This is a genomic window from Tateyamaria sp. 7Alg 36, assembly GCF_059882455.1.
In genome coordinates, this window is the sequence record NZ_CM187613.1 from 1,842,870 (window position 1) to 1,869,189 (window position 26,320).

Genomic DNA, 26,320 nt, shown 5'->3' on the forward strand with positions numbered 1-26,320 from the left:
TCTAGTCAATCTCGCGCCGCTTTTCACCCCCTACCTTGTGGCGGCATTCAAGCGGTGTCACAGTCCGCCCGAACGCATATTCCGGAGGCATGACAATGCTTGTTAAACGCGACTTCTACATCAACGGACAATGGGTCGCCCCGCTGGACGGTACCGACCACCACGTGATCGACCCATCAACCGAAGAACCCTGCGCGACAATCTCGCTTGGGGGCGCGGCGGACGCGAATGCCGCCGTTGGTGCGGCCAACGCCGCCCTGCCCGCATGGATGCACACCGATCCCGCCACGCGCATCGCGCTGGTCGAGAAACTGATCGCACTTTACGAAGAACGGGCCGAGGATCTGGCCAAGGCGATGTCTGCCGAAATGGGCGCGCCGATTGATATGTCGCGCAGCTCTCAGGTCGGGGCGGGCACGTGGCACCTGAAAAACTTTGTCGAAGCGGCAAAAGGCTTCCAGTTCAACCGCCCCCTTGGCGATCACGCGCCAAACGACCGGATCATCTATGAACCCGTCGGCGTTGCGGCCCTGATCACCCCGTGGAACTGGCCGATGAACCAAGTGACCCTGAAGGTCGGCGCCGCCGCCATCGCGGGCTGCACTATGGTTCTGAAACCGTCCGAAGAATCGCCGCTCAATGCGATGATCTTTGCCGAGCTGATGGACGCCGCAGGTTTTCCTGCAGGCGTTTTCAACCTTGTGAACGGCGATGGTGCGGGCGTGGGTAGCACCCTGTCGGGCCACAAGGATGTCGACATGGTCAGCTTTACCGGCTCGTCCCGTGCGGGCACGTTGATCTCGAAGAACGCCGCCGACACGCTGAAACGTGTGCACCTTGAACTGGGTGGCAAAGGCGCGAACCTGATCTTTGACGACGCCGACGAAAAAGCCGTGAAACGCGGTGTGATGCACATGATGCAGAACACCGGCCAGTCTTGTAACGCGCCCAGCCGAATGCTGGTACAGCGCGGCGTGTACGATCAGGCGGTGGAAGAGGCCAAAGCCGTGGCCGAGAAAGTCGCCGTCGGGCCAGCCTCCGAAGGGGGGCGTCATATCGGCCCCGTGGTGAACGAAACGCAGTGGAACAAGATTCAGGCGCTGATTGAAAAGGGTATCGAGGAAGGTGCCAGGCTGGTCACAGGCGGCACGGGCCGTCCCGAAGGGTTCAACAAGGGTTTCTACATCCGCCCTACGGTCTTTGCCGACGTAAACAACAACATGATCATCGCGCGCGAGGAAATCTTTGGCCCCGTGCTGTCGATCATCCCCTTCGATACCGAGGAAGAGGCGGTAGAGATTGCCAATGACACGCCTTATGGCCTGACGAACTATGTCCAGACGCAGGACCACGCGCGCGCCAACCGTTTGGCCACGCAGTTGCGGTCAGGCATGGTCGAGATGAACGGTACGTCGCGCGCGGCGGGCTCTCCTTTCGGGGGGATGAAACAGTCCGGCAACGGGCGCGAAGGCGGCGTTTGGGGGATCGAGGATTTCCTGGAGGTCAAAGCGGTGTCCGGCTGGGCCGCTGAATAAGAAACAACGACGGGGCGGGATATTTCCCGCCCTTTTCGTGTGACGCTTGCGCCGCCTTTATCGCGCTTTTCAACCCAATATTAAGGGATGGCATGCGACCCTCTGCGCTAATCGGAGGAGCCGCACATGCCCCAGAACTTTCTGATGATCCTCGGGATCTGCGCCGCGATTGCAGGCGCGACCTATGGCGTGTTCCTGTTTCCCGCCCTCACAACCATCGATTCCGAAGACCCCAAGCGCGGGGAGCGGGAGCGGTCCGCCACCACATTCAAGGCCGAATACGAACATTGCCGTACCCGCCCCGAGGCGGTGGATTGCCGCTGTTTCGCCGAAGTGTCCGAAACCATTCAGGCGCACGAGCGGGAAACAGTGCCAGGCGTGCAATATGCGAATAAGGAAGAACTGGCGCGGGATCAGGCGGCGGACGGATGTTAACGGGCGCGGGTTTGCGCCATCCGCAACCAAACGAACCCTAGAACGGAACAGGTGCGCGGAACCGCATCATACGACCGGAATCGGGGTGTTTGATGCGCAACTCTTCGGAATGCAGCATCAGCCGTTCGAAATCACGCGCAGGCCCTTCGGCATAGAACGGGTCGCCGAGGATCGGATGGCCAAGTGCCTGCATATGCACCCGCAACTGATGGCTGCGCCCTGTCTTGGGGCTAAGGCGTACGCGGCTTTCCGTGGCACTGTCACGCAGCACCCGCCAATCGGTGATCGCGGGCTTGCCGTTTTCGTGGTCTACATGCTGTTTCGGACGGTTCGGCCAATCTACGATCAGTGGCAGATCAACCCGCCCCGTCTTGGGCGTCAGCCGCCCCCAGACCCGCGCCACATAGGTCTTTTTCGCGGCGCGTAATTCGAACTGTTTGGACAGGAACCGCTGCGCATGGGGCGTCACCCCGAACACCATCACCCCGCTTGTATCGCGGTCGAGCCGATGTACCAGCAACGCATGCGGCCAGACGGCCTGCACCCGCGCAATCAGGCAATCGGACAGATGTTCGCCCTTGCCCGGAACGCTGAGCAGGCCGGAGGGTTTGGCAACCACCAACATCTCTGCGTCCTCGTGCAGCACATCCAACGGGTCACCGGGCGGGGAATACGTGTCACTCATGCGCGAGGGGTGTCAAAAACCGCGCATCGACGCAAGCCCCGCCATCACGTTCCGGCGATCTGTGCCATTGTCCCTTGGCAGTTGCGCGACAGTCGTGCTGTTTCTGAGGCATGAAACGCATCCTTGCCATCCTCGCCTTTGTAGGCACGCCCGCATGGGCCCAATCCGATTGCGGGCCAGAGGCACCGTGCGAGGTTGCAAACGGCAGTTATCACATGATCGCAGATGCCAACGCGACCGACCCCGCACCGGCGCTGGTGTTCTTTCATGGTCATAACGCCACCGGCGAAATGATCTTTGGCGGCGGGATCGAGGCAACGTTTGCCGATCACGGCTATGTCGTCATTGCGCCCAATGGCACGCCGATCACGGGGCGCAGCACCTACCGTTGGGCAGGACGCGAGGGCGGGCCGCGGGACGATGTGGCTTTTACCCTCAACGTTATCGCGGACGCGGCTGCGCGCACCCCGATTGATCCTGAACGCATTTATGTTGCCGGATTTTCTGCAGGCGGATCGATGGCGTGGTTGATGGCCTGCAACGCGGCAGAGAAGTTCGCCGGCTTTGCCTCGATCGCAGGGGCGCTGCGCCAGCCGAATGACGTGACCGATTGCCCCTCCGCGCCTGCGCGGTTCCTGCAAATACACGGGTTTTCCGATAACACCGTCCCGTTCGAAGGGCGCGCCCTTGGCGATTGGCATCAGGGTAGTATCTGGGACAGCCTGTCCCTTGCCCGCACCACCAATGCGTGCCGCAGCCATCCCGACCGCATCGACATAAATGATCGCTATCGCTGCCGCACATGGGATGACAGTTGCGGTGCGGGGGCGATCCGGTTTTGCGCACATGACGGTGGCCACGGCCTACCCGCAGGCTGGACCCAACTGGCACGCGACTGGTTCGAAGGCCGCGATTAGGCTGGAACGCGCCGCCGCATTTGTCGCAGCATGGACACCGAATAGATCACCAACGCCACCCAGATCATCGGGAAGGCAATCATCCGCGCCTGCCCGAACGGTTCCTTGAACACGATCACCGCACACAGAAAGATCATCGTCGGCGCGATATATTGCAGGATCGCGATGGTGGTCAGGCGCAGCCCTTTGGCCCCGTTGGCGTAGGCAATCAGCGGCAGCGCCGTGACCGCGCCGCAGCCCATCAACAGCCACGTATCGCGCGAAGAACCGGCCATGAACACGCCCTCCCCCGTCAGGCCCAGCCATGTGACATAGCACAGCGCGGGGACCAGCAGGATCAGCACCTCAAGCAGGAACCCTTGGTTCGGGCCGATGGGCAATTGTTTCTTGGCCAGCGCATAGAACCCCCACGACACGGTCAGGGCCAGCGCCGCCCACGGCACTGACCCCGCCGAGATGGTCAGCACCGCGACAGCGCAGGCGGCGAGCGCGATGGCGAGCCCTTGGGCACGGCTGACCCGCTCGCCCAGAAAGATCGCGCCAAGGGCCACGCTGAACAGCGGGTTGATATAGTACCCCAAGGCCGCATCAAGCGTCCGGTCCGACGCGATGGCCCAGACGTAAACGCCCCAGTTGACCGAAATCAGCGCCGCCGTGACACAGCCCATCGCCAAGGTGCGCGGATTGCGCAGCGCCTCGCGCACATCGGACGTACGCCCCAGTATGGCCAGCAAGGCCGCCGCAACCGGCACGGACCAGATGATGCGGTGTGACACCACCTCGGCAGGGCCGATATGAGCGAGCATCTTCATATACAGCGGCAGAAAGCCCCAGAAGATATAGGCGGTCAGGGCAAAGCCCAAACCGCGTGCGGTATCACCATTATTCTGTGCCATGCCGGGGTCCTCTTCCCCGTCGCTCTAGCACCGAAATAGCGGGGCGTCACGCCTTCACGCGTTCTGATTTCGGGTCATACATCGGGCGCAGCGACGCCTCTGCCTTGACCCGTCTACCTGCCACGTCAATCTCGTATTCCGAGGCGAGAACATCCGCTGCCGTCTGGCCCTTGCATGGCACATAACCAAGCCCCATCGCCGCGCCAAGGTGATGCCCATAGCCGCCCGAGCTAAGGTAGCCCACAATCTTCCCGTCCCGCAGGATCGGTTCATTATGGTACAGCAGCGGTTCGGGATCGGTCAGCTTGAACTGTACAAGGCGCGCATCCAGTCCGGCATCTTTTTTGCGCAGCACCGCGTCGCGTCCAATGAAATCCGGTTTGTCGGTTTTCACGGCAAAGCCCAGTCCCGCTTCAAGCACGTGGTCCTCGCTGGTGATATCGTGGCCGAAATGGCGGAACGCTTTTTCGATACGGCACGTGTCCATCATGTGCATCCCGCAAAGTTTCAGGTTCACATCCTGCCCTGCGTTCATCAGCGTTTCGAACACATGGCCCGCCATGTCGGTGCTGACATAGACCTCCCATCCAAGCTCGCCCACATAGGTGACGCGGTGGACACGGGCGAGGCCCATGCCGATCTCAATCTCTTGGGCGGTGCCGAACGGGTTTGCGTCATTGGACAGGTCCGCAGGGGTGACCGCCTGCAGCAGTTTTCGTGCGTTCGGGCCCATCACGGCCAACACGCCTTCGCCCGCTGTGACGTCGGTGATGACGACGCGCGCCTCGCCCACATGGCGCTGCATCCACGTCTGGTCGGCCAGCCGCGTGGCGGCGGGTGTGACCACCAGATAGGCCAGTTCGGACAGGCGCGTGACGGTCACATCCGCTTCAATCCCGCCGCGGTCGTTCAAGAACTGGGTATAGACAATCTTGCCAACCGGCACGTCGAACTGCCCGCCGCCCACGCGGTTCAAAAATGCGCAGGCATCCGGCCCCTCGACCCTGATCTTGCCGAAGGAGGACATGTCGTACATGCCCACATTCTCGCGCACGGCGCGGTGTTCGGCGGCGACGTTGTCAAAGAAGTTCTGCCGCTTCCACGAGTACTCATAGCGCCCTTCCTGATCGGGGCGCGCATACCAGTTTGCCCGTTCCCAGCCCGCCAGTTCGCCCATGACCGCGCCATGGTCCAGCAGGTCGCGGTGAAACGGTGTACGCCGCACGCCCCGCGCCGTTGCCTTCTGGCGATAGGGGTAGTGATCGGCATACAGCAGGCCCAGCGTTTCGGTGACACGGGCCGCAAGGTAGGTCTTGTTGCCCTGAAACGGCTGCATTCGGCTGATATCCACATCGCCCAGATCGAACGGTTTGGCCCCGTCATGCATCCACTGCGCCAGCGCCATACCCGCACCCCCCGCAGACTGGATCCCGATCGAATTGAAGCCCGCCGCGACCCAGACATTGTCCATCTCGGGCGCAAGGCCAAGGTGGTAGGCGTCATCCGGCGTAAAGCTTTCGGGTCCGTTAAAGAACGTGTGAATCCCCGCCTCGGCCAGCATGGGCATACGGTTCACCGCTGCTTCGAGGATCGGTTCGAAATGATCGAAATCCTCGGGCAGTTGGTCGAACTCGAAATCTGCCGGAATGCCGTCCACCGCCCATGGTTTGGACACGGGTTCAAACGCGCCGATCAGCATCTTGCCTGCGTCTTCTTTGAAATAGGCGCATTCGTCCGGCATCCGCAGCACCGGCATCTGGCTAAGGCCTGCGATGGCCTCGGTCACGATGTAGAAATGTTCGCAGGCTTGCAGCGGCACGTTAACGCCCGCCATGCGACCGACAGCGTGGCCCCACATGCCCGCGCAATTTACCACGTGATCGCAGGTGATATGGCCGCTTGTACCGTCCTCGCCCTGCCAGTCCACGCCGGTCACCTGCCGCCCTTTGCGAGTGATGTCGGTAACCGCCACGCGTTCCTGTACCCGCCCGCCGCGTTGCCGCGCGCCTTTGGCCAGTGCCAGCGCGATGTTGGCCGGATCGCCCTGCCCGTCCAGCGGCAGGTAAACACCGCCCGTCACGCCGTCGATGTTCAGGTGTTCGTACCGCGCCTTGATCTCGGCGGCGCTGGCTTCTTCGACCTCGACACCGAAAGCACGTGCCATGGCCGCCTGTCGGTGCAGTTCTTCCAGCCGTTCGGACGTCAGCGCCGCCGTGATGGACCCCACCCTTTTAAAGCCGGTGGAAACGCCAGTTTCCGCTTCGAGGTTGCCGTAAAGCTCTTGCGAATATTTCGCGAGCTTTGTCATGTTGGAGCTTGCACGCAGCTGCGCAATCAGCCCTGCCGCGTGCCATGTGGTGCCAGAGGTCAGCTGCTTGCGTTCCAGCAGAACCACATCCGACCAGCCCAGTTTCGTCAGGTGATACGCCACCGAGCAGCCGATAACGCCGCCCCCGATGATAACAACGCGTGCATGTGAGGGCAGGTCAGGCATGATGGGTTCCCCTAGAGAATGGTGTGACCCGCAGCGCGCAGGCAGCGGGCGATTTCGGCGATATGGTCGGGGCCGACTTCGCAGCAGCCCCCGACGATGGTGGCCCCCAGATCGACCCAGCCCATCACGTGGGCGGCATAGGCTTCTGGGGTGAAATCGCGCCGCGTGCTTAACGCATCGACGGTCGGTTTGGCCTTAAGAAAGCCGGATGTGATCTGTTCGAACCCATTGGCATAGGCGCCAAAGGGCAGGTCGGTCGCCTTCATCTCTTCAAGTGCGGCGGTGATCGCCTCGGGCGAGGAACAGTTCGCCAGCACGGCAGCGGCCCCGCCATCGCGCGCGATGGGCAGCACATCCGCCACCGGCTCGCCCGAACGCAGGCGCGTACCGTCCGTGTCATCCACCGTCACCGCCAGCCACACAGGCTTGCCCGCCGTGGCCGCACCGGCCAGCACGTCGCGGGCATGGGCAAGGGACGCAACAGTTTCACACAGAATCAGGTCGCAATCTGCCGCAAGGTATCCGGCCACTTCGGTGAAAAGGGACACGGCGACATCTGCATCAGGGTGCAGGTCGGGGCGATAGCTGGCCACCAACGGGCCAATCGCCCCTGCGATGCGGCCCGATCCATGCGCGTCGCGTGCTTTTTTCGCCTCGCGCAAGGCGTGGGCATACAGTTCGGGCAAGCGCCCCTCGAACGGGGTGTCGGTCATGCGGTCATGGTGCAGCGCATAGGTGTTGGTGGTCGCGATGGTCGATCCGGCGGTGTAAAAATCACCATGGATCGACTGTACCAGTCCGGGGTGGTCTTCCATCACCTGCGTGCCCCACAGCGGCGTTGGCCTGTCGCCCGAACGGCGCACCAGTTCCTGCCCCATGCCCCCGTCCAGAAGTGTGATCTCAGTCATCGCGATGCTCCTTGCGCTTACGAATAGCGGTTGAAAATTCTGTGCCGCGTCCGTGTCGCAAAAATATTAGGCACGCAAGCGCGCATTTTCAGGATCCCACAAGGGGCCATCCGGTTGCACCACCGCGCCATAGCGTTTCCCGAAGATCTCGACCTCAAGCGCTTTGCCCGCCTGTGCCAGATCGTTACGGACCATACCAAGGGCGATGGACGCCCCGACGCGGTAGCCCCATGCGCCCGAGGTAGTTTCCCCGACCACTGTGTCGCCATCCCAGATCGTTGACATATACGGCGCGTCCTGATCACCCGCATCGACGATTAGGGTTACGAAGCGTTTGCGCGGACCCTGTTCGGCTTCGGCCTGCAACGCCGTCTTGCCGGTAAAGTCCTGCGGTTTGTCGAGTTTCACGAACCGGTCCAGCCCGCCCTCGAACAGGGTGTAGTCGGTGGACAGGTCGCCCTTCCACGCGCGATAGCCTTTTTCGATGCGCAGACTGTTTAGCGCATACATCCCGAACGGCACGGCGCCCGCCCCCAGAACGGCAGCGTAAAGTGCGGGAATGTCGGCATTGGCCGCGTGGATCTCCCAGCCGAGTTCACCTGCAAAGCTGACCCGCGCCAAAGCGCAAGGCACGCCAGCGACGGTTGCGCCTTGATGGCTAAGCCACGGGGCCTGCAAATCGGCCTCTGCTCCCATCGCTTCGAACGCCTCGCGTGCCTTGGGGCCACAGACGATTAGGGTGCTATATTCGGTCGTGTGATCGCTCAGGCTGACACCATCGGGCAGGCCGTCTTTCAGCACCTCGAAATCATGCCATTGCGCCGTTGCGGCGGTGATCAGGGTGAACGCATCCTCGCCATGGCGCAACACCGACATCTCGGTCAGGATGCGCCCGCGGCTGTCCGCGAAATAGGCAAGGTTCATGCGCCCTGCCTTGGGCAAGCCGCCGGTGATCTTGCCGCGCAGATATTCCGCTGCCCCCGTGCCGGACAGGTTGAACCTTGAGAACCCCGGCAGGTCGAGAACACCGACACCATCGCGCACGGCCTCGCATTCCTCTTTCACGCGCTGCGTCCACGGGCCTTGGCGGTCCCATGTGTGTGTCGCTTCTTCCGAGGTGTCGTCGCCTTCCTTGGCGAACCAGTTGGCACGTTCCCAGCCGTTATAGGCCCCCATAACGCCGCCCAGTTCGACCACCTTGTCATGCACCGGCGACAGCTTCTTGTTCCGTGCAGCGGGCCATTCGTGATGCGGGAAATGCATGGCGTATTCGTGCCCATAGACTTCCATCGCCTTGCGGTCACAGTAGTCCTGATCGGTGTAGTCGGTGTAACGGCGCGGATCGACGGCCCACATGTCCCATTCGGTCTGGCCTTCGGTGATCCATTCGGCCAGCACCTTACCCGCGCCGCCGCCTTGTGTGATGCCAAAGGTGAACACACAGGCCTCATAGGCATTCGGCACGCCGGGCATCGGGCCAATCAGCGGCAGACCGTCGGGCGCATACGGGATCGGGCCGTTAATGACCCGCCCCACACCGGCGGTGCCAAGGATCGGCACGCGCGCCATCGCGTCTTCGATATACCATTCCAGCCGCTCCAGATCGTCGGGATAAAGCTGGAAGCTGAAGTCCTCGGGCATCGGGTCGTCGGGCGTCATCCAGTGGCCCTTGCAGTTCCGCTCGTAAGGGCCAAGGTTCAGCCCGTTCTTGTCCTGCCGCAGGTAATAGGACGAATCCACGTCCCGCAGCAGCGGCACCTTGCGCCCGTTCTCGCGGGTCCATTCCGCCAGATCAGGGATTTCTTCGGTCAGGAAATACTGATGGCTCATTGTGGCCATGGGAACGGTGCGCCCGCCATAGGGCTTGAACCACTCGCCCACACGCTGGGCATAGTACCCGGCGGCGTTCACGACCTTTTCACAGCGAATGTCACCCTTGTCGGTGTGCACGATCCACTCGTCGCCATCGCGGCTGACCCCCGTGGCAGGGCAGAACCGTTCGATCCGTGCGCCCATGGCGCGCGCACCCTTGGCCAGCGCCTGTGTCAGTTGCGCGGGGTCGATATCGCCATCGTCAGGATCCCACAGCCCGCCCGCAAGGTCGTGGGTCTCAAGGAAAGGATAGGCGTCCTTCATGTCCGCGACGCTCATCATCTCGATATCAAGGCCCTGATACCGCCCCATCGACCGCGCGCGTTCGAATTCCATCATGCGTTCACGCGAATGGGCCAGCCGGATCGATCCCGTCACGTGATAGTTCATCGGGTAGTCGACCTCATCCGCCAGTCCGGCATAGAGGCCCAGCGAATAGCGTTGCATGTTCATCACCGCCCAAGAGGTCGAGAATGACGGACAGTTCCCCGCCGCGTGCCATGTGCTGCCGGCGGTCAATTCGTTCTTTTCCAGCAGGACGCAATCGGTCCACCCCGCCTTGGCAAGATGATAAAGGCCGGATGTTCCCACCACGCCGCCACCGATGATGACAACTCGGGCTGTTGTTGGAAATGCGCTCATGGCTCAGTCCTTTTGCTGCGGTACGCCCGCTTCGATGTCGTAATAATCGCCTTTGAAAGCGGTGAAGATATGCTTGGCCGTGGTAATGCCCGTCTGCCCGTCGAGCGTGCCGGACATGACCGAGGTCGCGCCATTATCGCCCGTGTGCCGCCAGAACAGGGACGCGCCGCAGCGGTTACAGAACCCGCGCTGAGCTTGCGGGGACGATTGGTACCACGCCAGCGTGTCATCGCAGGTGATGTGCAACTGGTCCGCCTGTACCTGCGTGGCCGAAACGTAGTGTCCGCTGGTCTTGCGGCACTGAATGCAGTGGCAGGCGACCGATGGGCGCAATGGCCCTGTCAGTTCGAACGTCACCCCTTTGCACAGACAGCTTCCTGTTTGCATCAAACCCTCGCCGGTGTTGCGGCAGCCCCGAGAAGCACACCGTAGATTACAAAACAGATGGCCATGACGCGGCGCACCCAGACGTTGAAAACCGCCCCCAGTGCCGCGCGCCCAATTCCCGCACCAAGCGCGGTGAAGCCGGTATAGCTGAGCGCGGTAATGGTCAGCGCCGTGGGCACGATCAGCCCCATCTGGTCCCACACCGGCACATCGGTCTGTATGAACTGCGAAAAGGCGGCGAGGTAGCCAGCCACGCTTTTGGGATTGATCGTGGCAATGGCGAGTGCGCGCAGATAGACGGACCGCCCCGTTTGTGGCGTTACTGCAGGCGGCTTCGTCGCGTTGATCCAGCCGCGCACGCCCAAGAACACCAGAAACGCCGCGCCGATCAGTTTGGCCACCCAGAACGCCGTGGGCGATGCCGCGATCAGGGCCGTGACCCCAAGGGCCGAGAGCAGCAGAAACAGGCTCGCCTGTGTCAGGATGGCAAGCACCCCGATCATGGCGCGGCGGAACCCGAGGGTCAGGCCATTGGTGATGCAATTGACCGCGTTCGGCCCCGGAGTGGTTACGAACACGGCCCAGAACAGCGCGAATATGACCCACCCCTCGAACGAAATCAGTACACCGGTGGTGCGATGACCCAGATCGCGACGGCAGGGGTGTCATAGGGGTTCATCCAGCGGAACGGTTCCCCCTTGATGCGGAAGCTGTCACCGGGGTTCAGGGTGAAAACCCGACCGGAGATTTCCAGATCAAGGCGGCCCGAGATGAGATAGCCGACCTCTTGCGTGGGGCGGGTGACGGTGGTTGTGATTTCCGCACCGGCCTCGAAGGTCGAATGGACCATCTCGAAATCGTCCGTGAGGTCGGGCGAGAGGAGTTCCTCGACCAGTCCGGCGGCGCGCGACCCGATGGGACGGCGCGCAGTTCCGCGCACGACATAGCCTTCCTCGTGCGCGGGGGCAGCACCACGCCTGAATAGGGACGACACAGAGACATCCAGCACTGCCGCAATTTCGCGCAAGTCGGTGATGGAAGGTTCGGACAGATCGCGTTCGACCTGACTAAGCCATCCTACAGAACGCCCGAGCGCATCTGCCATCCCTTGCAGCGTCAAACCTCGCGCCTTGCGCAAGGCGCGCAGGTCAGCTCCGAGGCTGGGTCGGGCAGTGGGATTGTCTTGCAGCATAGCGCGTGAAATTCCTGTTCAGAATTTCACGTAACGACAGGTCTCGTGAAAAATCAAACTATTTTTTCACGAGGCGTCTGCTTCGCGTGCAAATACACTGTCGAGAAGCGCGCGCATCTGGTCCGCGTCCTCTTGGGTAAACGCGTCGGGCTGATCGCTGTCGATGTCAAAGACTGCGATCAGCGTGCCCGACGCGTCGAAGACTGGCAAAACCAGCTCGGACCGGGTGGAGGATGCGCAGGCAATATGCCCTTCGAACGCGTCCACATCCGCAACCAGTTGCACCTGCTGCGTACGCGCCGCCGCGCCACAGACGCCACGTGAGAACGGGATTTGCAGGCATCCATGCCCACCCTGATAGGGCCCGATCTTAAGCATTTCGGGGCCAGTCACGCGATAGAAACCGGTCCAGTCAAAGCGGTCATCGCTGTGGTGCACCTCGCAGGCCATGGTGGCCATCAGCGCGACAGTGTCGGTTTCGCCCTCGGTCAGGCTGTGCAGGGTTTTGGCAAGCGTGTCGTAATTCGGCATTGTGGTATCCTGATAGGAGGCGGCGGACTGGGGCGCTGCCCCAGACCCCGCAGTATTTTGGGCCAAAAGAAGGTCAGGGCCGCTCAATCGCGATTGCGGTGCCTTCGCCGCCACCGATGCAGATCGCGGCGACACCGCGTTTCAGACCGCGTTTTTCGAGCGCGTTTAGCAGGGTCACAATGATGCGCGCACCGGACGCGCCAATCGGGTGGCCGAGGGCGCAGGCGCCGCCATTGACGTTCACGATATCATGGTCGAGCCCCATTTCACGCATGAAGGCAAGCGGTACAACCGCAAAGGCTTCGTTCACCTCCCACAAGTCGACATCGTCTTTGGTCCAGCCGATGCGGTCGAGAAGCTTTTGCGCTGCAGGGACGGGCGCGGTTGTGAATAGGTTCGGGGCCTGCGCGTGGCTGGCATGGCCCATGACGCGCGCGCGGATCGGCAGGCCGTTCGCCTCTGCATGGTCCTCGGAGGAGAGGACAAGTGCCGCCGCCCCGTCAGAGATCGACGAGGCATTGGCGGCCGTCACCGTGCCGCCCTCGCGGAACGCGGGTTTGAGGTGGGGAATTTTGTCGGGGCGAGCCGAAGCGGGTTGTTCGTCTTGCGCAACGCTATGGGTGCCTTTTCGGGTCTGCACCTCTACCGGCGTGACCTCATCATCGAACGCGCCCGAGGCGATGGCCTCTTGTGCGCGCGACAGGGAGGCAAGCGCATAGTCATCCTGAATGTCGCGGGTGAACTGGAATGTTTCGGCGCAATCTTCGGCGAAAGTGCCCATCAGGCGGCCCTTGTCATAGGCATCTTCGAGACCGTCCAAGAACATGTGGTCGATGACCTGCCCATGGCCCAGCCGCGCCCCACCGCGCATTTTCGGCAGAACATAGGGGGCGTTTGTCATACTCTCCATCCCGCCGGTGATCATCGTGTCGGACTGGCCAAGCGCGATTTGGTCAAAGCCGATCATCGCGGCCTTCATCCCCGATCCACACATCTTGTTAAGGGTGGTGGCGGGAACGGAGTCATCGAGGCCGGCGGCAAATCCCGCCTGACGCGCAGGCGCCTGCCCCTGACCCGCAGGCAGAACGCAGCCCATGATCACCTCGTCCGCCGAGGTCACGCCGGATTGGCCCATGGCCGCCTTGATCGCGACGCCGCCCAGTTGCGCGGCGGTCATATCCGAAAGTGCGCCTTGGAATCCCCCCATCGGCGTGCGCGCGGCACCAACAATGACAACTGTTTTCATGATCCGGATTCCCTCGTGGTCAGGTGGTTACACAATAGTAAGGATTGGCTTTTACACAGGCAATGTTAGCAGAAATTTGCAAGGGGCTCAGGATGGATCTTCGCAGCCGGTCGGAAGAAAATCTGCAGGTGGTCTCTGTGCTCGACAGCCGGATTGATGCGGCTGTGGCCATCGAGTTCAAGGATGCGATGCGCGCATCGACGGATGGCGGGGCCGATACGGTCGTGCTGGACCTGAGCGAGGTGCAGTTCATTGATTCCAGCGGTCTGGGCGCGATTGTGGCGGCGATGAAGCATATGGGGCAAAGCCGCACGCTTGCGCTGGCCGGTCTGACGCCCACGGTCGAAAAAGTGTTCCGCCTGACCCGTATGGACAGCGTGTTCAATGTCTTTTCCACGCTGGATGGTGCCCTTGAGAAGTTGAAGGTTTGAATTGTCCCTGCTGTTGAAAGTTCGCGCCGTGTCCTTTGTTGCCACACTTCCAGCCTTTCAAATATCGGTCCAAAGCGGCCAGTCCGCCGTGCGTGACGCATTGTACAAGCTGCTTGACGGTTTGCGCCCACTGGCGCTGGACGTTGAAGAGGCGGGAACGGTCGAATTGGTGATGGCAGAGGCGCTGAACAATATTGTCGAACACGCCTACCCCGAGGGGGATCCGGCCGGGCCGATTGATATTTCATGTGAAGAGCGCAGTGACGGTCTGGTCATCATGGTGAAGGATCGCGGGCGGTCGATGCCGGACGGGCGCACCCCAATTGGCGCGCAAGTGGATGTGAACCTGCCGATGCACGACATGCCCGAAGGCGGGTTCGGATGGTTCCTGATCAAGGATCTGGCAAAGGACGTGACCTATCGCAGGGTTGGCGACGAGAACCAGTTGACCCTGCGCCTTGCTGTGGCGGTTTGTTGAGGTGGGCCGTCCTTGAGTGACCCTTTCTATTGAGCAATGTGGTCCGGCTCCGATGTCGATTGGTCCCTCTGCTGGAAACATCGGCTATGTTGAAAAGGAACGGCCGGCTCAGTTCAACAGAGGTTCTCGGTCTTCAACAGTGGATTTTCGGACCCAAGGTCCGCGCCCCACCACAAACCGCAAACACTCAAAACCCGACCGCTACAAATCGCAAAACTGTCGTTTGACCACCACATTCCCGCCTTGATCATAGGTCAAACATAGTCCTGTAGCTGCATATGGCTTCCCTCGGTACTGTCGCTGTAAGCCCCCACCTAAGGCGCGGTACCGAGGAAATTACCCCCCACATTGCTGTAGACACGGACCACCGGACCTCTAGTTTACTCTGGACTGTGATGATCCGAGGGGCTTTCCAACATGCGTGACTTCCACCTTCCAGGGCGCTCTCCCGTTCTGGCGACATCGGGCATGTGCGCGACGTCGCATCCGCTGGCCACCTTGACCGCGATCGAAACCCTGAAGGCGGGCGGCAACGCCATGGACGCCGCGATTGCAGGCGCTGTCCTGCTGGGCATTTGCGAGCCTGCAATGACGGGGATCGGCGGCGATTGCTTTGTGCTTTGGTCGGATGCGGGCGGCAAGATCAATGCGCTCAACGGATCAGGCCGCGCGCCCAAGGCGCTGGACGCCGCCACTTTGCGGGCCGAGGGTCACAGCGCAGTCGCAACCGACAGCGTGCACGCCGTAACCATTCCAGGCGCGATTGACGCCTTTTGCACCCTGTCCGAACGTGTGGGCAAGTTAGGCCTGGACCGCGTACTTGCACCCGCGATCCACTATGCCGAACATGGTGTGCCGGTTGCACCGCGCGCGGCCTTTGACTGGAACAACGACCAAGGTACCCTGCAAGGCGCGGCGCGCGATCACTTCCTGATCGGAGGGCAGGCACCGCGTGTCGGACAGCTTTTTGCCGCACCTAGACAAGCCAAAGTCCTGCGCAAGGTTGCCGCCGAGGGGCGCGACGGGTTCTACACCGGCGAAGTGGCTGAAGACATATTGACCGCGCTGACCCGACTGGGCGGCTTGCACACGGCCGAAGATTTCGCAGCCACGGCCTGCACTGACACCACGCCGATCAGCAGCACTTACAAAGGGATCGACTTGTTCGAGCACCCGCCAAACGGCCACGGTGCCACGGCCAACCTGATGCTGAACATGCTCAAGCATTTTGACATCGCGGATATGGATCCGGTTGGTAGCCAGCGCGCCCATATCGAAGCCGAGATCGCCAAGCTCGCCTATGACGCACGCAACCGTTTTCTGGGTGATGCGGATTACACGACGCGGTTGGAACATATGCTGGCGCCGGAAACGGCGGCACAACTTGCCGCGCTGGTCGACCCGAAACGCGCCCTTGCCGACCCCGCGCCATTGTCCGAGCAGGTGCACAAGGACACAATCTATATCACCGTGGTGGACCGCGATGGCATGGCCGTATCGCTCATCTATTCCATCTTCCACGGGTTCGGATCGGGCATCGCGTCGGACAAGTTCGGCGTGTTGCTGCAGAACCGTGGGGCAGGTTTCACGCTGGAAGAGGGGCACGCGAACGAGCTTAAAGGCGGCAAACGCCCCATGCATACGATCATTCCGGGCATGCTGGCCAAAGACGGCAAACCTTTCATGCCGTTTGGCGTGATGGGCGGCGCGTATCAGCCCAAAGGACACGCGCGCTTTGTCACCAATATGGTCGATTTCGGCATGGATCCGCAGCAATCCATCGACGCCCCCCGCGCTTTCAGCGACAAGGGCGACATGAAGGTCGAGCGTGGCTACACCGATACGGTGCGCGCCGAACTGGCCGACATGGGGCATAATGTGGTGGTGCCGGATACTGCCATCGGCGGCGCGCAGGCGATCCATATCCGCGATGACGGGGTTCTTGAGGGGGCTAGCGATCCGCGCAAAGACGGCTGTGCCATGGGATATTGAACGGGTTCGCGTCACCTGCGCATGGCGCGGGCGACGAACGCGCCGCTTAGTTCAGTTGGAAATGCAGCGGGTAGGTGCCATCCTGAAACGGGCCGAACAAGTCCGGAATGTCGGGATGGTCCACAGGCTCGCCCGAATAGTCAGCAACGAGGTTCTGCTCGGACACATAGGCCACGTAGTAGCTTTGGTCGTTTTCGGCCAGCAAGTGGTAAAACGGTTGTGTCTTTTTCGGGCGGCTATCCTCGGGGATCGCCTCGTACCATTCGTCGGTGTTTGAGAACTCGGGATCCACGTCAAAGACGACACCCCGAAAGGGGTGCTTCTTGTGCCGGACGACTTGGCCCAGATGGTATTTTGCGCGTGTTCTAAGCATCGTATTGCGCCCCCTACTTTGCGTGACTACACGGTGCAAGGGACATTTGTCCAATAATTGAACACTTTTTTGCTGGAAACAGTCTGTGAACCTTACAGTAACAGTTCTTCAAATCGTCGCACCTGTGTTCCTGTTGGCCAGCATCGGTTTCATCTGGGTCAAGGTCGGGTTGGAGTACCGGATCCAGTTTGTCACCCAGCTTGCGATGACCTTGTCGCTGCCCTGTCTGATCTTCGTGTCGCTGATGCAGACCAAGATTGATCCGGCGGCGCTGACCGCGTTGTCGCTGGCGTCGGTCATGGCCTATGGCCTTGTTTCGCTGGCCTTTCTGATCCTTGTCCGCGTGCTGCGCCTAGAAAGCCGGACCTATACGGCGCCGCTGATCTTTGGCAACACGGGCAACCTTGGCCTGCCGCTGGCGCTGTTTGCATTCGGCGATATCGGCCTCAGCTATGCGATCATCGTTTTCGCCGTCATGGCGTTGTGGAGCTATACTTACGGCATCTGGCTGGTCGCCGGCGCGGGGTCGTTCGGCAAGGTGCTGCGCGAACCGCTGGTCTGGGGCACGGTCTTGGGCGCGCTGTTCCTGTGGCAGGGCTGGGAAACGCCCGAGTTCCTGACAAACACGCTGAGCCTTGTGGGGCAGATCGCCATTCCCACCATGCTGATCACCCTTGGTGTCGCCGTGGCGCGCCTGTCTGCACGCGGGATTGTCCGCGCCGCGCTGCTGTCGCTGGTGAAACTGTGCCTGTGCCTTGGAGTGGCGTGGGGTGTCGGCCTGTTCTTTGAGTTGGACCCGACGGCGTTCGGTGTGCTGGTGTTGCAGGTTGCGACGCCTGTGGCGGTCACATCCTACCTTCTGGCCGAGAAATACGGCGCCGACGCGCCGGCCGTTGCGGGCCTTGTGGTCACGTCCACATTGATGTCCGTGGCCGCCCTGCCCCTGATATTGGCCGCTGTTCTATAAGAATTCGTGATTTCCAATCGTTTCCGATTTCGCTACACTCCGACAAAATAAAAAACAAAGCGAGTGAGGCAGATGAGCAGACTCTTTCGCGCAATGGCATTGGTTCTTTTGGCTGCCAGCTGTGGTGGCGGGTCGGGTACGGCCCCCCGTCAGCTGGACAACGCCTGTTCCATATTGGCCGAGCGCCCAGAATACCGAAGCGCCTTTCGCGCGGCGGAACGCAAATATGGCGTTCCTGTCCACGTGCAGATGGCAACCATCTATCAGGAAAGCAAATTCATCTCGGACGCGCGCACCCCGTTTCGCTATGCGGCGGGCGTGATTCCGATCGGGCGGCAATCCAGCGCCTATGGCTACAGCCAAGCGTTGGACGCGACATGGGAAGAATACGTGCGCGCCACAGGTGCCCGCGTAGCCAAACGTGACCGCATCCGCGATGCCACCGATTTCATGGGATGGTACATGGCCGAAACGCAATCGCGTCTGGGCGTGCCCGTCACCGACGCGCGCAACCAGTATCTGGCCTATCACGAAGGGCGCACAGGCTATGCCCGCGGGTCCTACAATGCCAAACCTTGGCTGGTCCGCGTGGCGGGCGAAGTTGGACAGCGTTCGGCGATGTACGCCGTCCAACTCCAAAGCTGTGGCGGGCGTCGGGGTTAATTGCTCCGCCCGCGTGGCGCATCGAACAGGCGGTTTGACAGCGAGCCGCCTGTTTTCAACTCTCCCAACACAACCGTAGTCTGACCGCCCCCGTCGTCATTGACGACCCACTGGCGCAATTGCACCGGATTGCCGGTGAACTTCATTTCGATACTGCCGTATTCGGGGTTCTCGGGGTCTTGCGCCTTCACGATGGTTGCTGTGCCGTCATAGCTGTGCCCGACCACCATATTGGCCTGCGCAAGGTTCACGTTGCGCGCAAGGATCAGCGACAGTGGCGTGCGCTTCAAGGGATAGGTCTCGGGCGGTTGGTTCGATTTGGAATCGGTGATGTAGACCGCATTGGCCGAGGCCACGACCAGCGACGTATCAGGTGCGTTATATTCGAACCGCATCTTGCCGGGTCGTTTGATGTACACCGTGCCCGTACTGATTGACCCGTCATCATTGATCTGGGTGAACGCACTTTGTGCGGTCTTGAGCTTGTTGAGATAGGCCGAAATTTCGCCCAGTGGCAATTTTTCAGCCCATGCCGCTTGGGCAAACATGACTGTCAGTGCGACTGCGGCAATACGTGAAACCAGTACCATTTGTGCGGTCCGTCCTCGGGGTCGTTAACATTACCCAGAGATATAGGACCGCACGTGCTGATATGCGATAGCAAGCGCGCCGAAGTGCCTATCAAACGGCGGTGAAGCGCTGGCTTACCCTTGTTCCGGCACCAGAATCTCACGCTTGCCGACGTGGTTTGCGCTGCTCACGACACCTTCGTCTTCCATCTGCTCCACAAGGCGCGCGGCCTTGTTATAGCCGATGGCCAGCTTGCGCTGGATGTAGCTGGTCGAACATTTGCGATCCTTGATCACGATGGCAACCGCCGTGTCATACAGCGCGTCCTCGCTGTCGGTGTTGCCACCAAGGCCGAGCACCGCATCAATGCTGCTCTCACGCTCTTCATCCGGGCCTTCAAGCACGCTGTTGATATAGTCGGGCGACCCGAACGCCTTGAGGTGGTTGACCACCTCTTCGACCTCTTCATCGGACACGAACGGACCGTGGCAGCGCGTGATCTTGGCACCACCGGCCATATACAGCATATCGCCCATGCCCAGAAGCTGTTCGGCCCCCATTTCGCCAAGGATCGTGCGGCTGTCGATTTTCGAGGTGACCTGAAAACTGATCCGTGTGGGGAAGTTCGCCTTGATCGTGCCGGTGATGACGTCGACCGACGGGCGCTGTGTGGCCATGATCAGGTGAATACCGGAGGCCCGCGCCATCTGAGCCAGACGTTGGATGCAGGCCTCGATCTCTTTGCCCGCGACCATCATCAGGTCGGCCATCTCGTCCACGATCACGACGATATAGGGCAGCGCCTCGGGTGCGAATTCCTCGGTCTCGAAGATCGGTTCACCCGTCTCGTCGTCGAAACCGGTCTGAACGGTGCGGCTGAACATCTCGTTCTTGGCAAGTGCCTCGCGCACGCGGCCATTATAACCTTCGATATTGCGCACGCCCATTTTGGACATCTTGCGATAGCGTTCCTCCATCTCGCCCACTGTCCATTTCAAGGCCACAACCGCTTTTTTCGGGTCGGTCACGACGGGGGACAGAAGGTGCGGAATGCCGTCATAGACGGACAGTTCCAGCATCTTGGGGTCGATCATGATCAGGCGGCATTCTTCGGGCGTCAGCTTGTACAGCAGCGACAGGATCATGGTGTTGATCGCCACCGATTTACCCGACCCCGTGGTCCCCGCGATCAGCAGGTGAGGCATCTTGGCAAGGTTCGCGACCATGCTGTCGCCACCGATATCCTTGCCCAAGGCCAGCGGCAGACGCATGTTACTGTCGCCAAAATCACGGCTGGCAAGGATTTCGCGCAGCACAACCTTTTCGCGGTTTTCGTTTGGCAGTTCGATCCCGATCACCGACCGGCCCGGCACGGTAGAGACACGCGCCGACAATGCGGCCATGGAACGCGCAATGTCATCAGCCAGACCAATCACGCGGGACGCCTTGAGGCCCGGCGCGGGTTCAAGTTCGTACATGGTGACAACAGGACCGGGACGTACACTTACGATCTCGCCCTTCACGCCATAGTCATCCAGCACCGATTCCAGCATCCGCGCATTTTCTTCCAGCGCCTCATCGCTCAGGTGATGACGCTGGACCGAGCTTGGCGCTTCCAGAAGGCTTAGCGGCGGCAATTCGAAACCGGGATGGCTGTCTTCGAAGGCGAGCTTGGGCTGCGCCTCGGCCTGCGCACGAACGCTGGGCTGTACGGGCTTGCGCACAGGCTGCTGCACAACCTTGCGCGGCTCGGCCACGGGGATGACGGGCGCAGCGGCAGGTGCCGGTGCGATATATTCAGGCGTGGCAGGTTCCGGCATCATGGGCGCGGGTTCGGCCTCCATCGGCGCTGTCATTTCTGGCATCTCGGCTTCGATCACTTCATCCATCGGATCGACAACAGGCTCTGCCGCACGGCGCAGAACGCCCCGCGATGTCAGCGGCGGCTCTGGTGGCAGGGCGCGCTGTGGCGCGTTGTTCAGCACCAGCGGATCAGGGCGACGCCCGCGCCCCTTGGTCAGCGGCGCGCTCGGGTTGGGCTGTCCAATGGGGCCACCCCGCACGCGGGATTTGATCACATCGGCGATCTTGTTCTTGATCCGCTCGTCACCCGGACCGGCACCTACATCCACATCACTGTAGTTTTCCACCAGTTCCATGTCCGGCATCTGCTGCGGCTCGGGCACAGGCTCGGCACGTTTGATCAGGGTGGGCATGCGCGCCAACAGGCCGGTCTTCGGCTCCTCAACGACGGCATCGTCCTCTTCCCACTTCGGGATCGACGGCATGCTTGCGGCATAAGCTTCCGCCTCGGCTGCTTCGGCCTCACGTTGGGCGCGGCGCTCCGCCTGACGTTCCTGCATCACGCGCGCGGCCTGCACCGCGCCACTTGCACCACGGCCCAAAAGGGTCATCAAACCCGCATAGGCGACAACCAGCCCGACCAGCAGGAAGCGTGCAATACGCGCCAATTCGGCACGGGTGAACCCCAGCACAAAGGCACCAAAGGCAAGGATTCCGATCCCCATTAGCAGCGACATCAACTTGATCGTAAAGGCCGACCCGATCGGCATCGCGGTCAGCAAGAACGCCATCACCGTGTCGCCAAACAAGCCGCCAAGGCCGAAACCATGGGTCGCGCTCCACTCCGCACCCGGTTGCAATGTGGCGGCATAGATCGACCCAAAGGCAATCGCGATTGGCGCAAAGATCAACCGCCCCACAGCGCGTTCGCGGCCCATATGCAGCATGAACCGTCCGCCCCAGACCAGCATGACAATGGCAATCCCGAAGATGCCCCAACCCGCGATCATGAACATCGGCGCAGCCAGCGACGCCCCCGTCCGGCCCATCCAGTTCTGCACAGGCGCGTCGGTCGACGCCATCCAGTTGGGATCGTGCGGCGTATAGCTCAGCATCATCGCCGCCGCCATGCAGCCCACGATCAACAAGGCGATGCCGATAAGTTCGCGGCTCCGCTTTTCGATGGCCACCTGTACGCTCTGGTCAAAAAGCGGATCGCGCCGTGTCTGATATGCCATGCTTCGTCCCTCGTTTTTAGGTGGCAAATAACGTGTCACGGATGGCGATAAGCCCCCGTTCCGTTTCTGCCTTTGGGGCGACCAAGGCCACCCGAATATACTTATCGCCCGGGTTTACCCCATCGACATTGCGCGCCAAGTAAGCGCCCGGCAACACCCGCACACCGCTCGCCTGCCACAGCTTCAGCGCCGCTGCCTCGCCATCCTCGACAGGCAGCCATAGAAAAAAGCCGGCCTCAGGCGGCATATATCCCGGAACGTTGCCCAAGATACGGTCCGCCAGCGCGTATTTTTCGTGATACTGCGCACGGTTCTCGGCCACATGCGCCTCGTCCGCCCAGACTTTCGCCGCGGCATGCTGCAACGGAATGGGCAAGGGCGCGCCCGCATAGGTGCGCAACTGACGGATCTCGGCCATGCTGGCAGGACCGCCAACTACAAAACCCGACCGCAGGCCCGGCAGGTTCGACCGCTTGGACAGCGAATGGAAGGCAACGACACGCTCGGGGTCCACACCCTCCATACACTCCAGTACGCCCACCGGCGGGGTGTCACGGTAAATCTCGGAATAACACTCGTCCGCGAAGATCTGGAAATCATACTGTTCGGCCAAAGCAATCAGACCCGACCAATAGGCACGGTCCGCAACTGCCCCCTGCGGGTTCGCAGGCGAACACATGTAACATCCGACTGTCCGGTTCAGGATCGCCGGATCAACCGCATGGAAATCCGGAAAATGACCTGTCTCTGCTGTGGCAGGCACCAGAACCGGCTCCGCCCCTGCCGCAATCGCGGACAGCATATAGACCTGATAGAACGGATTGGGCAGCAACACGACCGGACGCTGGCCGTTCTTTTCCTCGGGGCTCAGCGCCATGCAGACGTTATACAGCCCCTCACGCGTGCCGTTCAAAGGCATCACATGCACATCAGGGTCTTTTTCAACGCCATAACGACGGGCCAGCCAGTCACAAAACGCCCCCCGCAATTCGGGAATGCCCTCATTCGGCGGGTATTTGTTAAAGCCGGCGGCGTGTTCGGTGATCACATCCGTCACCCACGCCGGAAAGGCATGTTTCGGTTCGCCAATGGTCATGTGAACAACATCACCGCCCGGTTGGTGATGGTCCAACAGGGCGCGCAAACGCGGGAACGCATACGCCGGAAGGTTCGAAAACCGCTCGGGAAACTTCATCAAACTGCCTCAGGTTCGGGATCATTCATGCCCCGTTTCACACAGGATAGCCCAAGCACGACTCCCGCGTCCAGATAAACAACGCCAAAACCGCCCGCCCGTGGCAATTCCGCCAATGTCCGGCCTTCTCTGTTCCCAAAAATCCTGGGGGGAGTCCGAAGGACGGGGGGCTAGCCCCCCTGAAACATCGCGTCGCTGCCAAGCGTCCGCTGGATCAGGCCAGCGCCTTTTCCGCCGCGGCCCCGACCCGCAGCAGGGCCGCATCGCAATCGCGCGCGCCCATCAGCATGATGCCGCAGCTTGGCACCCCCGTGGGCAGGGTCAGCGCGCAAACCCCCAACAAATTGCCGATACGCGTGTTGCGCAGAGCCAGCAGGTTCTCGGATTTGTAATAGTCCGCGTCGGCATTCAACCGCGCCAGATCGGGCGGCAGGTTCGGCGCAGTCGGGGCGAGCACAGCGTCATAGCCTGCGGTCGCCTGATCCCACGCCGCGCGTGCCGCATCCAGCCGTGCCCATGCGGCGTTGTAGTCCGGCGCGCTAAAGTCCTTGCCCGACTGGAACCGCTCGCGGATTTGCGAAAACATCGCGTCGGGATTTGCTTCGATCACATCGCGCCACAGCCCGTAAACCTCGCCCGGCAACAACGGTCCCGCGACCGACAGCGCCTCGGCCACTTCGGGCACGTCCAGCGGTTCGATCATTGCTCCGGCGGCGCGCAGCCGCTCCACAGTCTTTTCATAGGCCGCCAATGGCGCGGCACTCATGTCCTCCAGCACCGCCGTTTGCAGCATCGCAAATCGCCGCCCCTTCAGGGACGCACCGCGCAGATCCGCCCCCCCCTGCCCCGCCATCATACCGATCAACAGCGCGGCATCCTCGACCGTGCGGGTCAATGGCCCGACCGTGTCGAACTTCAGGCTCAGTGGCACGCAGCCCTCTAGGGACAGGCGCCCGTGGGTGGTCTTGAACCCGACCAGATCGTTCCACGCCGCAGGGATACGCACCGACCCGCCCGTGTCCGACCCGATGGCCGCCGGTGCCAATCCGAACGCGACTGAGGCCGCCGCACCGGACGAAGACCCCCCCGCCACAGCGTCGGCATCATTCACGCAAGGTGGCGTGGCGGTCGACGGATTATAGCCCAGCCCCGAAAAGGCCAGTTCGCTCATATGGGTTTTGCCCAGACAGACCAGCCCGAGGGCGGAAGCATTCTGCAACACCACTGCGTCAGCTTCCGGCACACGACCCGCAAGCAGTTTCGATCCCGCCTCGGTCGCGGTGCCTGCGGTATCAAACAAGTCTTTCCAGCTGACGGGCACCCCGTCCAGCGGCGACAGGCGCTGTCCCGCCTTGGCGCGGGCCGATGCGGCGCGGGCTTCGGCCATGGCGCGGTCCTCTGTCAGGCGGGCGTAGATGCGATCCTTGAGCGGATGGCTGTTGATGCGATCAAAAAATGCATGGGCCAGATTGACCGGATCCACTTCTTGCGCGGCGATGGCCCGCCCCAGATCGCCCGCGCTTTTGCTCAACCAGTCCTGCATCTTTTTGTCTCCGCCGTCCTTTTCTGGGACGGTAGCGACGTCGCAACGCATGGACAATCCCAAGCGCACCGCCATATTGAAAACCATGAGTAATTCTAGCGATATCCTGATTGTCGGCGGCGGCTTGTCCGGCCCGATCCTTGCCCTCGCCCTTGCCCAAAGCGGGCATAAGGTCACCGTGATCGACGCCCTTGCCGCAGACACGCGTGCCGCCCCCGATTTTGACGGGCGCAGCTATGCGGTGGCGCTTACTTCGCAGCGGTTGCTTCAGGGTATTGGCATCTGGGACAGCCTTGCCGCGCACAGCCAGCCGATCCTTGAGATCAAGGTGTCGGACGGGCGCGCGGGCGAAGGGCCGTCGCCGTTTTTCATGCATTTCGACCATGCCGAGATCGAGGAAGGTCCGATGGGTCATATGGTGCAAGACCGCCATTTGCGCCCTGCCCTTCTGGCGGCAATGGCCGAAAATGACAGCATCACCCACCTAGCCGGTGAGACTGTGACCGCTCAAACGCCGACGGCGGGCGGCGTGTCGGTCACGCTCTCCTCTGGCAAGGTGTTGCACGGCGCACTTCTGGTCGGGGCCGACGGGCGCAACAGTGGCACAGCCAGCCGTGCGGGGATCAAGCGGACGGGCTGGGGCTATGGTCAGACCGCGCTGGTTTGCGCCATCGCGCATGAACGCCCACACCACGGCATCGCGCACCAGTTCTTTATGCCCGCAGGGCCGCTGGCCATCCTGCCCCTGCCCGGCAATGTCAGTTCGATTGTCTGGAGCGAAACGGCAGACACCGCCGCGGCATTCAACGCGCTACCCGACGCCGACTACCTTGCCATGTTACGCCCGCGCTTTGGCGATTTTCTGGGCGAGATTAGCCTCGCAGGCGCGCGGTTCACCTATCCGCTGTCCCTGTCGCTTGCCAGCGACCTGGTGGCGGACCGGATCGCGCTGATCGGGGATGCGGCGCACGGCGTGCACCCGATTGCGGGGCAAGGGCTGAACGCGGGAATGCGCGACATTGCGGCACTGGCCGAGGTGATTACCGACGCCACACGTCGCGGAGAAGACGTGGGCAGCATCGCAGTTCTGTTACGTTACGAAGAATGGCGGCGCTTTGACAACACTGCGCTCGCGATGGCAACAGACGGGTTCAACCGACTGTTTTCCAACGACAATGCCCTTGTGCGCGGCATCCGTGATCTTGGCATGGGTGTGGTCGGCAAAATTCCGGGGCTGCGGCGCGCCTTTATCCGCGAGGCCGCAGGGCTGACTGGCGAGTTGCCTCGCCTGATGCGCGGCGCACCGCTGTAACAACGGTAGAACGCG

General features: G+C 61.6%; 24 protein-coding genes. 9 read left to right on the plus strand and 15 right to left on the minus strand.

Going from position 1 to position 26,320, the window contains the following annotated elements; translation table 11 throughout:
• The first annotated feature begins 95 nt into the window (after positions 1-95).
• A complete protein-coding gene (locus AC6GQJ_RS09090) occupies positions 96-1,535 on the plus strand; it encodes an aldehyde dehydrogenase family protein (protein WP_500773863.1) in 1,440 nt (479 codons plus the stop codon).
• 126 nt (positions 1,536-1,661) lie between these two features.
• A complete protein-coding gene (locus AC6GQJ_RS09095; RefSeq protein ID WP_500767560.1) occupies positions 1,662-1,970 on the plus strand; it encodes a hypothetical protein in 309 nt (102 codons plus the stop codon).
• A 37-nt stretch (positions 1,971-2,007) separates the two neighbouring features.
• Here AC6GQJ_RS09095 and AC6GQJ_RS09100 read toward each other — a convergent pair whose 3' ends face one another.
• Positions 2,008-2,655, minus strand: a complete 648-nt coding sequence (locus tag AC6GQJ_RS09100; protein WP_500767561.1) for an RluA family pseudouridine synthase — start codon at positions 2,653-2,655, stop codon at positions 2,008-2,010.
• 110 nt (positions 2,656-2,765) lie between these two features.
• Between AC6GQJ_RS09100 and AC6GQJ_RS09105 the strand changes: the two genes are divergently transcribed.
• Positions 2,766-3,572 (plus strand): CE1 family esterase, encoded by an 807-nt coding sequence (locus AC6GQJ_RS09105; RefSeq protein WP_500767562.1) that lies wholly within the window; start codon positions 2,766-2,768, stop codon positions 3,570-3,572.
• Here AC6GQJ_RS09105 and rarD read toward each other — a convergent pair.
• The 9 genes from rarD to AC6GQJ_RS09150 all read right to left on the minus strand — a co-directional run bounded on the left by rarD (position 3,569) and on the right by AC6GQJ_RS09150 (position 13,740).
• Positions 3,569-4,468 carry an EamA family transporter RarD gene (gene rarD / locus AC6GQJ_RS09110; protein WP_500767563.1) on the minus strand — a complete coding sequence of 300 codons (900 nt, stop codon included), beginning with the start codon at positions 4,466-4,468 and terminating at the stop codon, positions 3,569-3,571. The two genes, AC6GQJ_RS09105 and rarD, sit on opposite strands and share 4 nt — an antisense overlap.
• A 46-nt stretch (positions 4,469-4,514) precedes the next feature.
• On the minus strand, positions 4,515-6,962 hold the full coding sequence (locus AC6GQJ_RS09115) for a GcvT family protein (protein ID WP_500767564.1): 2,448 nt from the start codon (positions 6,960-6,962) through the stop codon (positions 4,515-4,517).
• An 11-nt stretch (positions 6,963-6,973) separates the two neighbouring features.
• The gene (locus AC6GQJ_RS09120) at positions 6,974-7,870 is read right to left on the minus strand and encodes a homocysteine S-methyltransferase family protein (protein ID WP_500767565.1); all 897 of its coding nucleotides are present in this window, start codon (positions 7,868-7,870) and stop codon (positions 6,974-6,976) included.
• Between the two features lie 66 nt (positions 7,871-7,936).
• Positions 7,937-10,384: a GcvT family protein gene (locus AC6GQJ_RS09125; protein WP_500767566.1), complete on the minus strand. Its 2,448-nt coding sequence runs from the start codon at positions 10,382-10,384 to the stop codon at positions 7,937-7,939.
• A 3-nt stretch (positions 10,385-10,387) separates the two neighbouring features.
• On the minus strand, positions 10,388-10,771 hold the full coding sequence (locus AC6GQJ_RS09130) for a GFA family protein (protein ID WP_500767567.1): 384 nt from the start codon (positions 10,769-10,771) through the stop codon (positions 10,388-10,390).
• A complete protein-coding gene (locus AC6GQJ_RS09135; RefSeq protein ID WP_500773865.1) occupies positions 10,771-11,391 on the minus strand; it encodes a LysE family translocator in 621 nt (206 codons plus the stop codon). Before AC6GQJ_RS09135 ends, AC6GQJ_RS09130 begins: the two co-directional genes overlap by 1 nt.
• The gene (locus AC6GQJ_RS09140; RefSeq protein WP_500767568.1) at positions 11,391-11,963 is read right to left on the minus strand and encodes a helix-turn-helix domain-containing protein; all 573 of its coding nucleotides are present in this window, start codon (positions 11,961-11,963) and stop codon (positions 11,391-11,393) included. Before AC6GQJ_RS09140 ends, AC6GQJ_RS09135 begins: the two co-directional genes overlap by 1 nt.
• A 66-nt stretch (positions 11,964-12,029) precedes the next feature.
• The gene (locus AC6GQJ_RS09145) at positions 12,030-12,494 is read right to left on the minus strand and encodes a GAF domain-containing protein (protein WP_500767569.1); all 465 of its coding nucleotides are present in this window, start codon (positions 12,492-12,494) and stop codon (positions 12,030-12,032) included.
• A 73-nt stretch (positions 12,495-12,567) separates the two neighbouring features.
• Positions 12,568-13,740: a thiolase family protein gene (locus AC6GQJ_RS09150; RefSeq protein WP_500767570.1), complete on the minus strand. Its 1,173-nt coding sequence runs from the start codon at positions 13,738-13,740 to the stop codon at positions 12,568-12,570.
• Between the two features lie 92 nt (positions 13,741-13,832).
• Between AC6GQJ_RS09150 and AC6GQJ_RS09155 the strand changes: the two genes are divergently transcribed.
• The 3 genes from AC6GQJ_RS09155 to AC6GQJ_RS09165 all read left to right on the plus strand — a co-directional run bounded on the left by AC6GQJ_RS09155 (position 13,833) and on the right by AC6GQJ_RS09165 (position 16,641).
• Positions 13,833-14,171, plus strand: a complete 339-nt coding sequence (locus AC6GQJ_RS09155; protein ID WP_500767571.1) for an STAS domain-containing protein — start codon at positions 13,833-13,835, stop codon at positions 14,169-14,171.
• Positions 14,172-14,259: 88 nt separating this feature from the next.
• Complete coding sequence (locus AC6GQJ_RS09160; protein ID WP_500767572.1) at positions 14,260-14,649, plus strand: ATP-binding protein; 390 nt, start codon at positions 14,260-14,262, stop codon at positions 14,647-14,649.
• Between the two features lie 417 nt (positions 14,650-15,066).
• Entirely contained in the window at positions 15,067-16,641 is a 1,575-nt protein-coding gene (locus AC6GQJ_RS09165) for a gamma-glutamyltransferase family protein (RefSeq protein WP_500767573.1), read from the plus strand.
• A gap of 46 nt (positions 16,642-16,687) precedes the next feature.
• Here AC6GQJ_RS09165 and hspQ read toward each other — a convergent pair whose 3' ends face one another.
• A complete protein-coding gene (gene hspQ / locus AC6GQJ_RS09170; RefSeq protein WP_500767574.1) occupies positions 16,688-17,014 on the minus strand; it encodes a heat shock protein HspQ in 327 nt (108 codons plus the stop codon).
• A gap of 85 nt (positions 17,015-17,099) precedes the next feature.
• On the opposite strand from hspQ, the gene AC6GQJ_RS09175 reads away from it, so the two are divergent.
• Both AC6GQJ_RS09175 and AC6GQJ_RS09180 read left to right on the plus strand, forming a co-directional pair.
• On the plus strand, positions 17,100-17,981 hold the full coding sequence (locus AC6GQJ_RS09175; protein WP_500767575.1) for an AEC family transporter: 882 nt from the start codon (positions 17,100-17,102) through the stop codon (positions 17,979-17,981).
• Positions 17,982-18,053: 72 nt separating this feature from the next.
• The gene (locus AC6GQJ_RS09180; RefSeq protein ID WP_500767576.1) at positions 18,054-18,644 is read left to right on the plus strand and encodes a transglycosylase SLT domain-containing protein; all 591 of its coding nucleotides are present in this window, start codon (positions 18,054-18,056) and stop codon (positions 18,642-18,644) included.
• Here the strand turns inward: AC6GQJ_RS09180 and AC6GQJ_RS09185 are convergent.
• The 4 genes from AC6GQJ_RS09185 to AC6GQJ_RS09200 all read right to left on the minus strand — a co-directional run bounded on the left by AC6GQJ_RS09185 (position 18,641) and on the right by AC6GQJ_RS09200 (position 24,993).
• Positions 18,641-19,234 (minus strand): LolA family protein, encoded by a 594-nt coding sequence (locus AC6GQJ_RS09185; RefSeq protein ID WP_500767577.1) that lies wholly within the window; start codon positions 19,232-19,234, stop codon positions 18,641-18,643. The two genes, AC6GQJ_RS09180 and AC6GQJ_RS09185, sit on opposite strands and share 4 nt — an antisense overlap.
• A 114-nt stretch (positions 19,235-19,348) precedes the next feature.
• Positions 19,349-22,255, minus strand: coding sequence for a DNA translocase FtsK (locus AC6GQJ_RS09190; protein ID WP_500767578.1), 2,907 nt, complete (start codon positions 22,253-22,255; stop codon positions 19,349-19,351).
• 16 nt (positions 22,256-22,271) lie between these two features.
• On the minus strand, positions 22,272-23,450 hold the full coding sequence (locus tag AC6GQJ_RS09195) for an aminotransferase class I/II-fold pyridoxal phosphate-dependent enzyme (protein WP_500767579.1): 1,179 nt from the start codon (positions 23,448-23,450) through the stop codon (positions 22,272-22,274).
• A gap of 214 nt (positions 23,451-23,664) precedes the next feature.
• Positions 23,665-24,993 (minus strand): amidase, encoded by a 1,329-nt coding sequence (locus AC6GQJ_RS09200; RefSeq protein WP_500767580.1) that lies wholly within the window; start codon positions 24,991-24,993, stop codon positions 23,665-23,667.
• 49 nt (positions 24,994-25,042) lie between these two features.
• Here AC6GQJ_RS09200 and AC6GQJ_RS09205 point away from each other — a divergent pair, with 49 nt between their 5' ends.
• Positions 25,043-26,305 carry an FAD-dependent monooxygenase gene (locus tag AC6GQJ_RS09205; RefSeq protein WP_500767581.1) on the plus strand — a complete coding sequence of 421 codons (1,263 nt, stop codon included), beginning with the start codon at positions 25,043-25,045 and terminating at the stop codon, positions 26,303-26,305.
• Positions 26,306-26,320 lie beyond the last annotated feature (15 nt).

What these genes read in the sequence shown, in the direction of transcription:
- AC6GQJ_RS09115 (WP_500767564.1), bottom strand. Translation starts at nt 6,962, where the DNA reads ATGCCTGACCTGCCCTCACATGCACGCGTTGTTATCATCGGGGGCGGC.
- AC6GQJ_RS09190 (WP_500767578.1), bottom strand. Translation starts at nt 22,255, where the DNA reads ATGGCATATCAGACACGGCGCGATCCGCTTTTTGACCAGAGCGTACAG.
- AC6GQJ_RS09100 (WP_500767561.1), bottom strand. Translation starts at nt 2,655, where the DNA reads ATGAGTGACACGTATTCCCCGCCCGGTGACCCGTTGGATGTGCTGCAC.
- AC6GQJ_RS09130 (WP_500767567.1), bottom strand. Translation starts at nt 10,771, where the DNA reads ATGCAAACAGGAAGCTGTCTGTGCAAAGGGGTGACGTTCGAACTGACA.
- AC6GQJ_RS09095 (WP_500767560.1), top strand. Translation starts at nt 1,662, where the DNA reads ATGCCCCAGAACTTTCTGATGATCCTCGGGATCTGCGCCGCGATTGCA.
- AC6GQJ_RS09195 (WP_500767579.1), bottom strand. Translation starts at nt 23,450, where the DNA reads ATGAAGTTTCCCGAGCGGTTTTCGAACCTTCCGGCGTATGCGTTCCCG.
- AC6GQJ_RS09205 (WP_500767581.1), top strand. Translation starts at nt 25,043, where the DNA reads ATGGACAATCCCAAGCGCACCGCCATATTGAAAACCATGAGTAATTCT.
- AC6GQJ_RS09150 (WP_500767570.1), bottom strand. Translation starts at nt 13,740, where the DNA reads ATGAAAACAGTTGTCATTGTTGGTGCCGCGCGCACGCCGATGGGGGGA.
- AC6GQJ_RS09185 (WP_500767577.1), bottom strand. Translation starts at nt 19,234, where the DNA reads ATGGTACTGGTTTCACGTATTGCCGCAGTCGCACTGACAGTCATGTTT.
- AC6GQJ_RS09155 (WP_500767571.1), top strand. Translation starts at nt 13,833, where the DNA reads ATGGATCTTCGCAGCCGGTCGGAAGAAAATCTGCAGGTGGTCTCTGTG.
- AC6GQJ_RS09165 (WP_500767573.1), top strand. Translation starts at nt 15,067, where the DNA reads ATGCGTGACTTCCACCTTCCAGGGCGCTCTCCCGTTCTGGCGACATCG.
- AC6GQJ_RS09145 (WP_500767569.1), bottom strand. Translation starts at nt 12,494, where the DNA reads ATGCCGAATTACGACACGCTTGCCAAAACCCTGCACAGCCTGACCGAG.
- AC6GQJ_RS09120 (WP_500767565.1), bottom strand. Translation starts at nt 7,870, where the DNA reads ATGACTGAGATCACACTTCTGGACGGGGGCATGGGGCAGGAACTGGTG.
- AC6GQJ_RS09180 (WP_500767576.1), top strand. Translation starts at nt 18,054, where the DNA reads ATGAGCAGACTCTTTCGCGCAATGGCATTGGTTCTTTTGGCTGCCAGC.
- rarD (WP_500767563.1), bottom strand. Translation starts at nt 4,468, where the DNA reads ATGGCACAGAATAATGGTGATACCGCACGCGGTTTGGGCTTTGCCCTG.
- hspQ (WP_500767574.1), bottom strand. Translation starts at nt 17,014, where the DNA reads ATGCTTAGAACACGCGCAAAATACCATCTGGGCCAAGTCGTCCGGCAC.
- AC6GQJ_RS09125 (WP_500767566.1), bottom strand. Translation starts at nt 10,384, where the DNA reads ATGAGCGCATTTCCAACAACAGCCCGAGTTGTCATCATCGGTGGCGGC.
- AC6GQJ_RS09105 (WP_500767562.1), top strand. Translation starts at nt 2,766, where the DNA reads ATGAAACGCATCCTTGCCATCCTCGCCTTTGTAGGCACGCCCGCATGG.
- AC6GQJ_RS09200 (WP_500767580.1), bottom strand. Translation starts at nt 24,993, where the DNA reads ATGCAGGACTGGTTGAGCAAAAGCGCGGGCGATCTGGGGCGGGCCATC.
- AC6GQJ_RS09140 (WP_500767568.1), bottom strand. Translation starts at nt 11,963, where the DNA reads ATGCTGCAAGACAATCCCACTGCCCGACCCAGCCTCGGAGCTGACCTG.
- AC6GQJ_RS09090 (WP_500773863.1), top strand. Translation starts at nt 96, where the DNA reads ATGCTTGTTAAACGCGACTTCTACATCAACGGACAATGGGTCGCCCCG.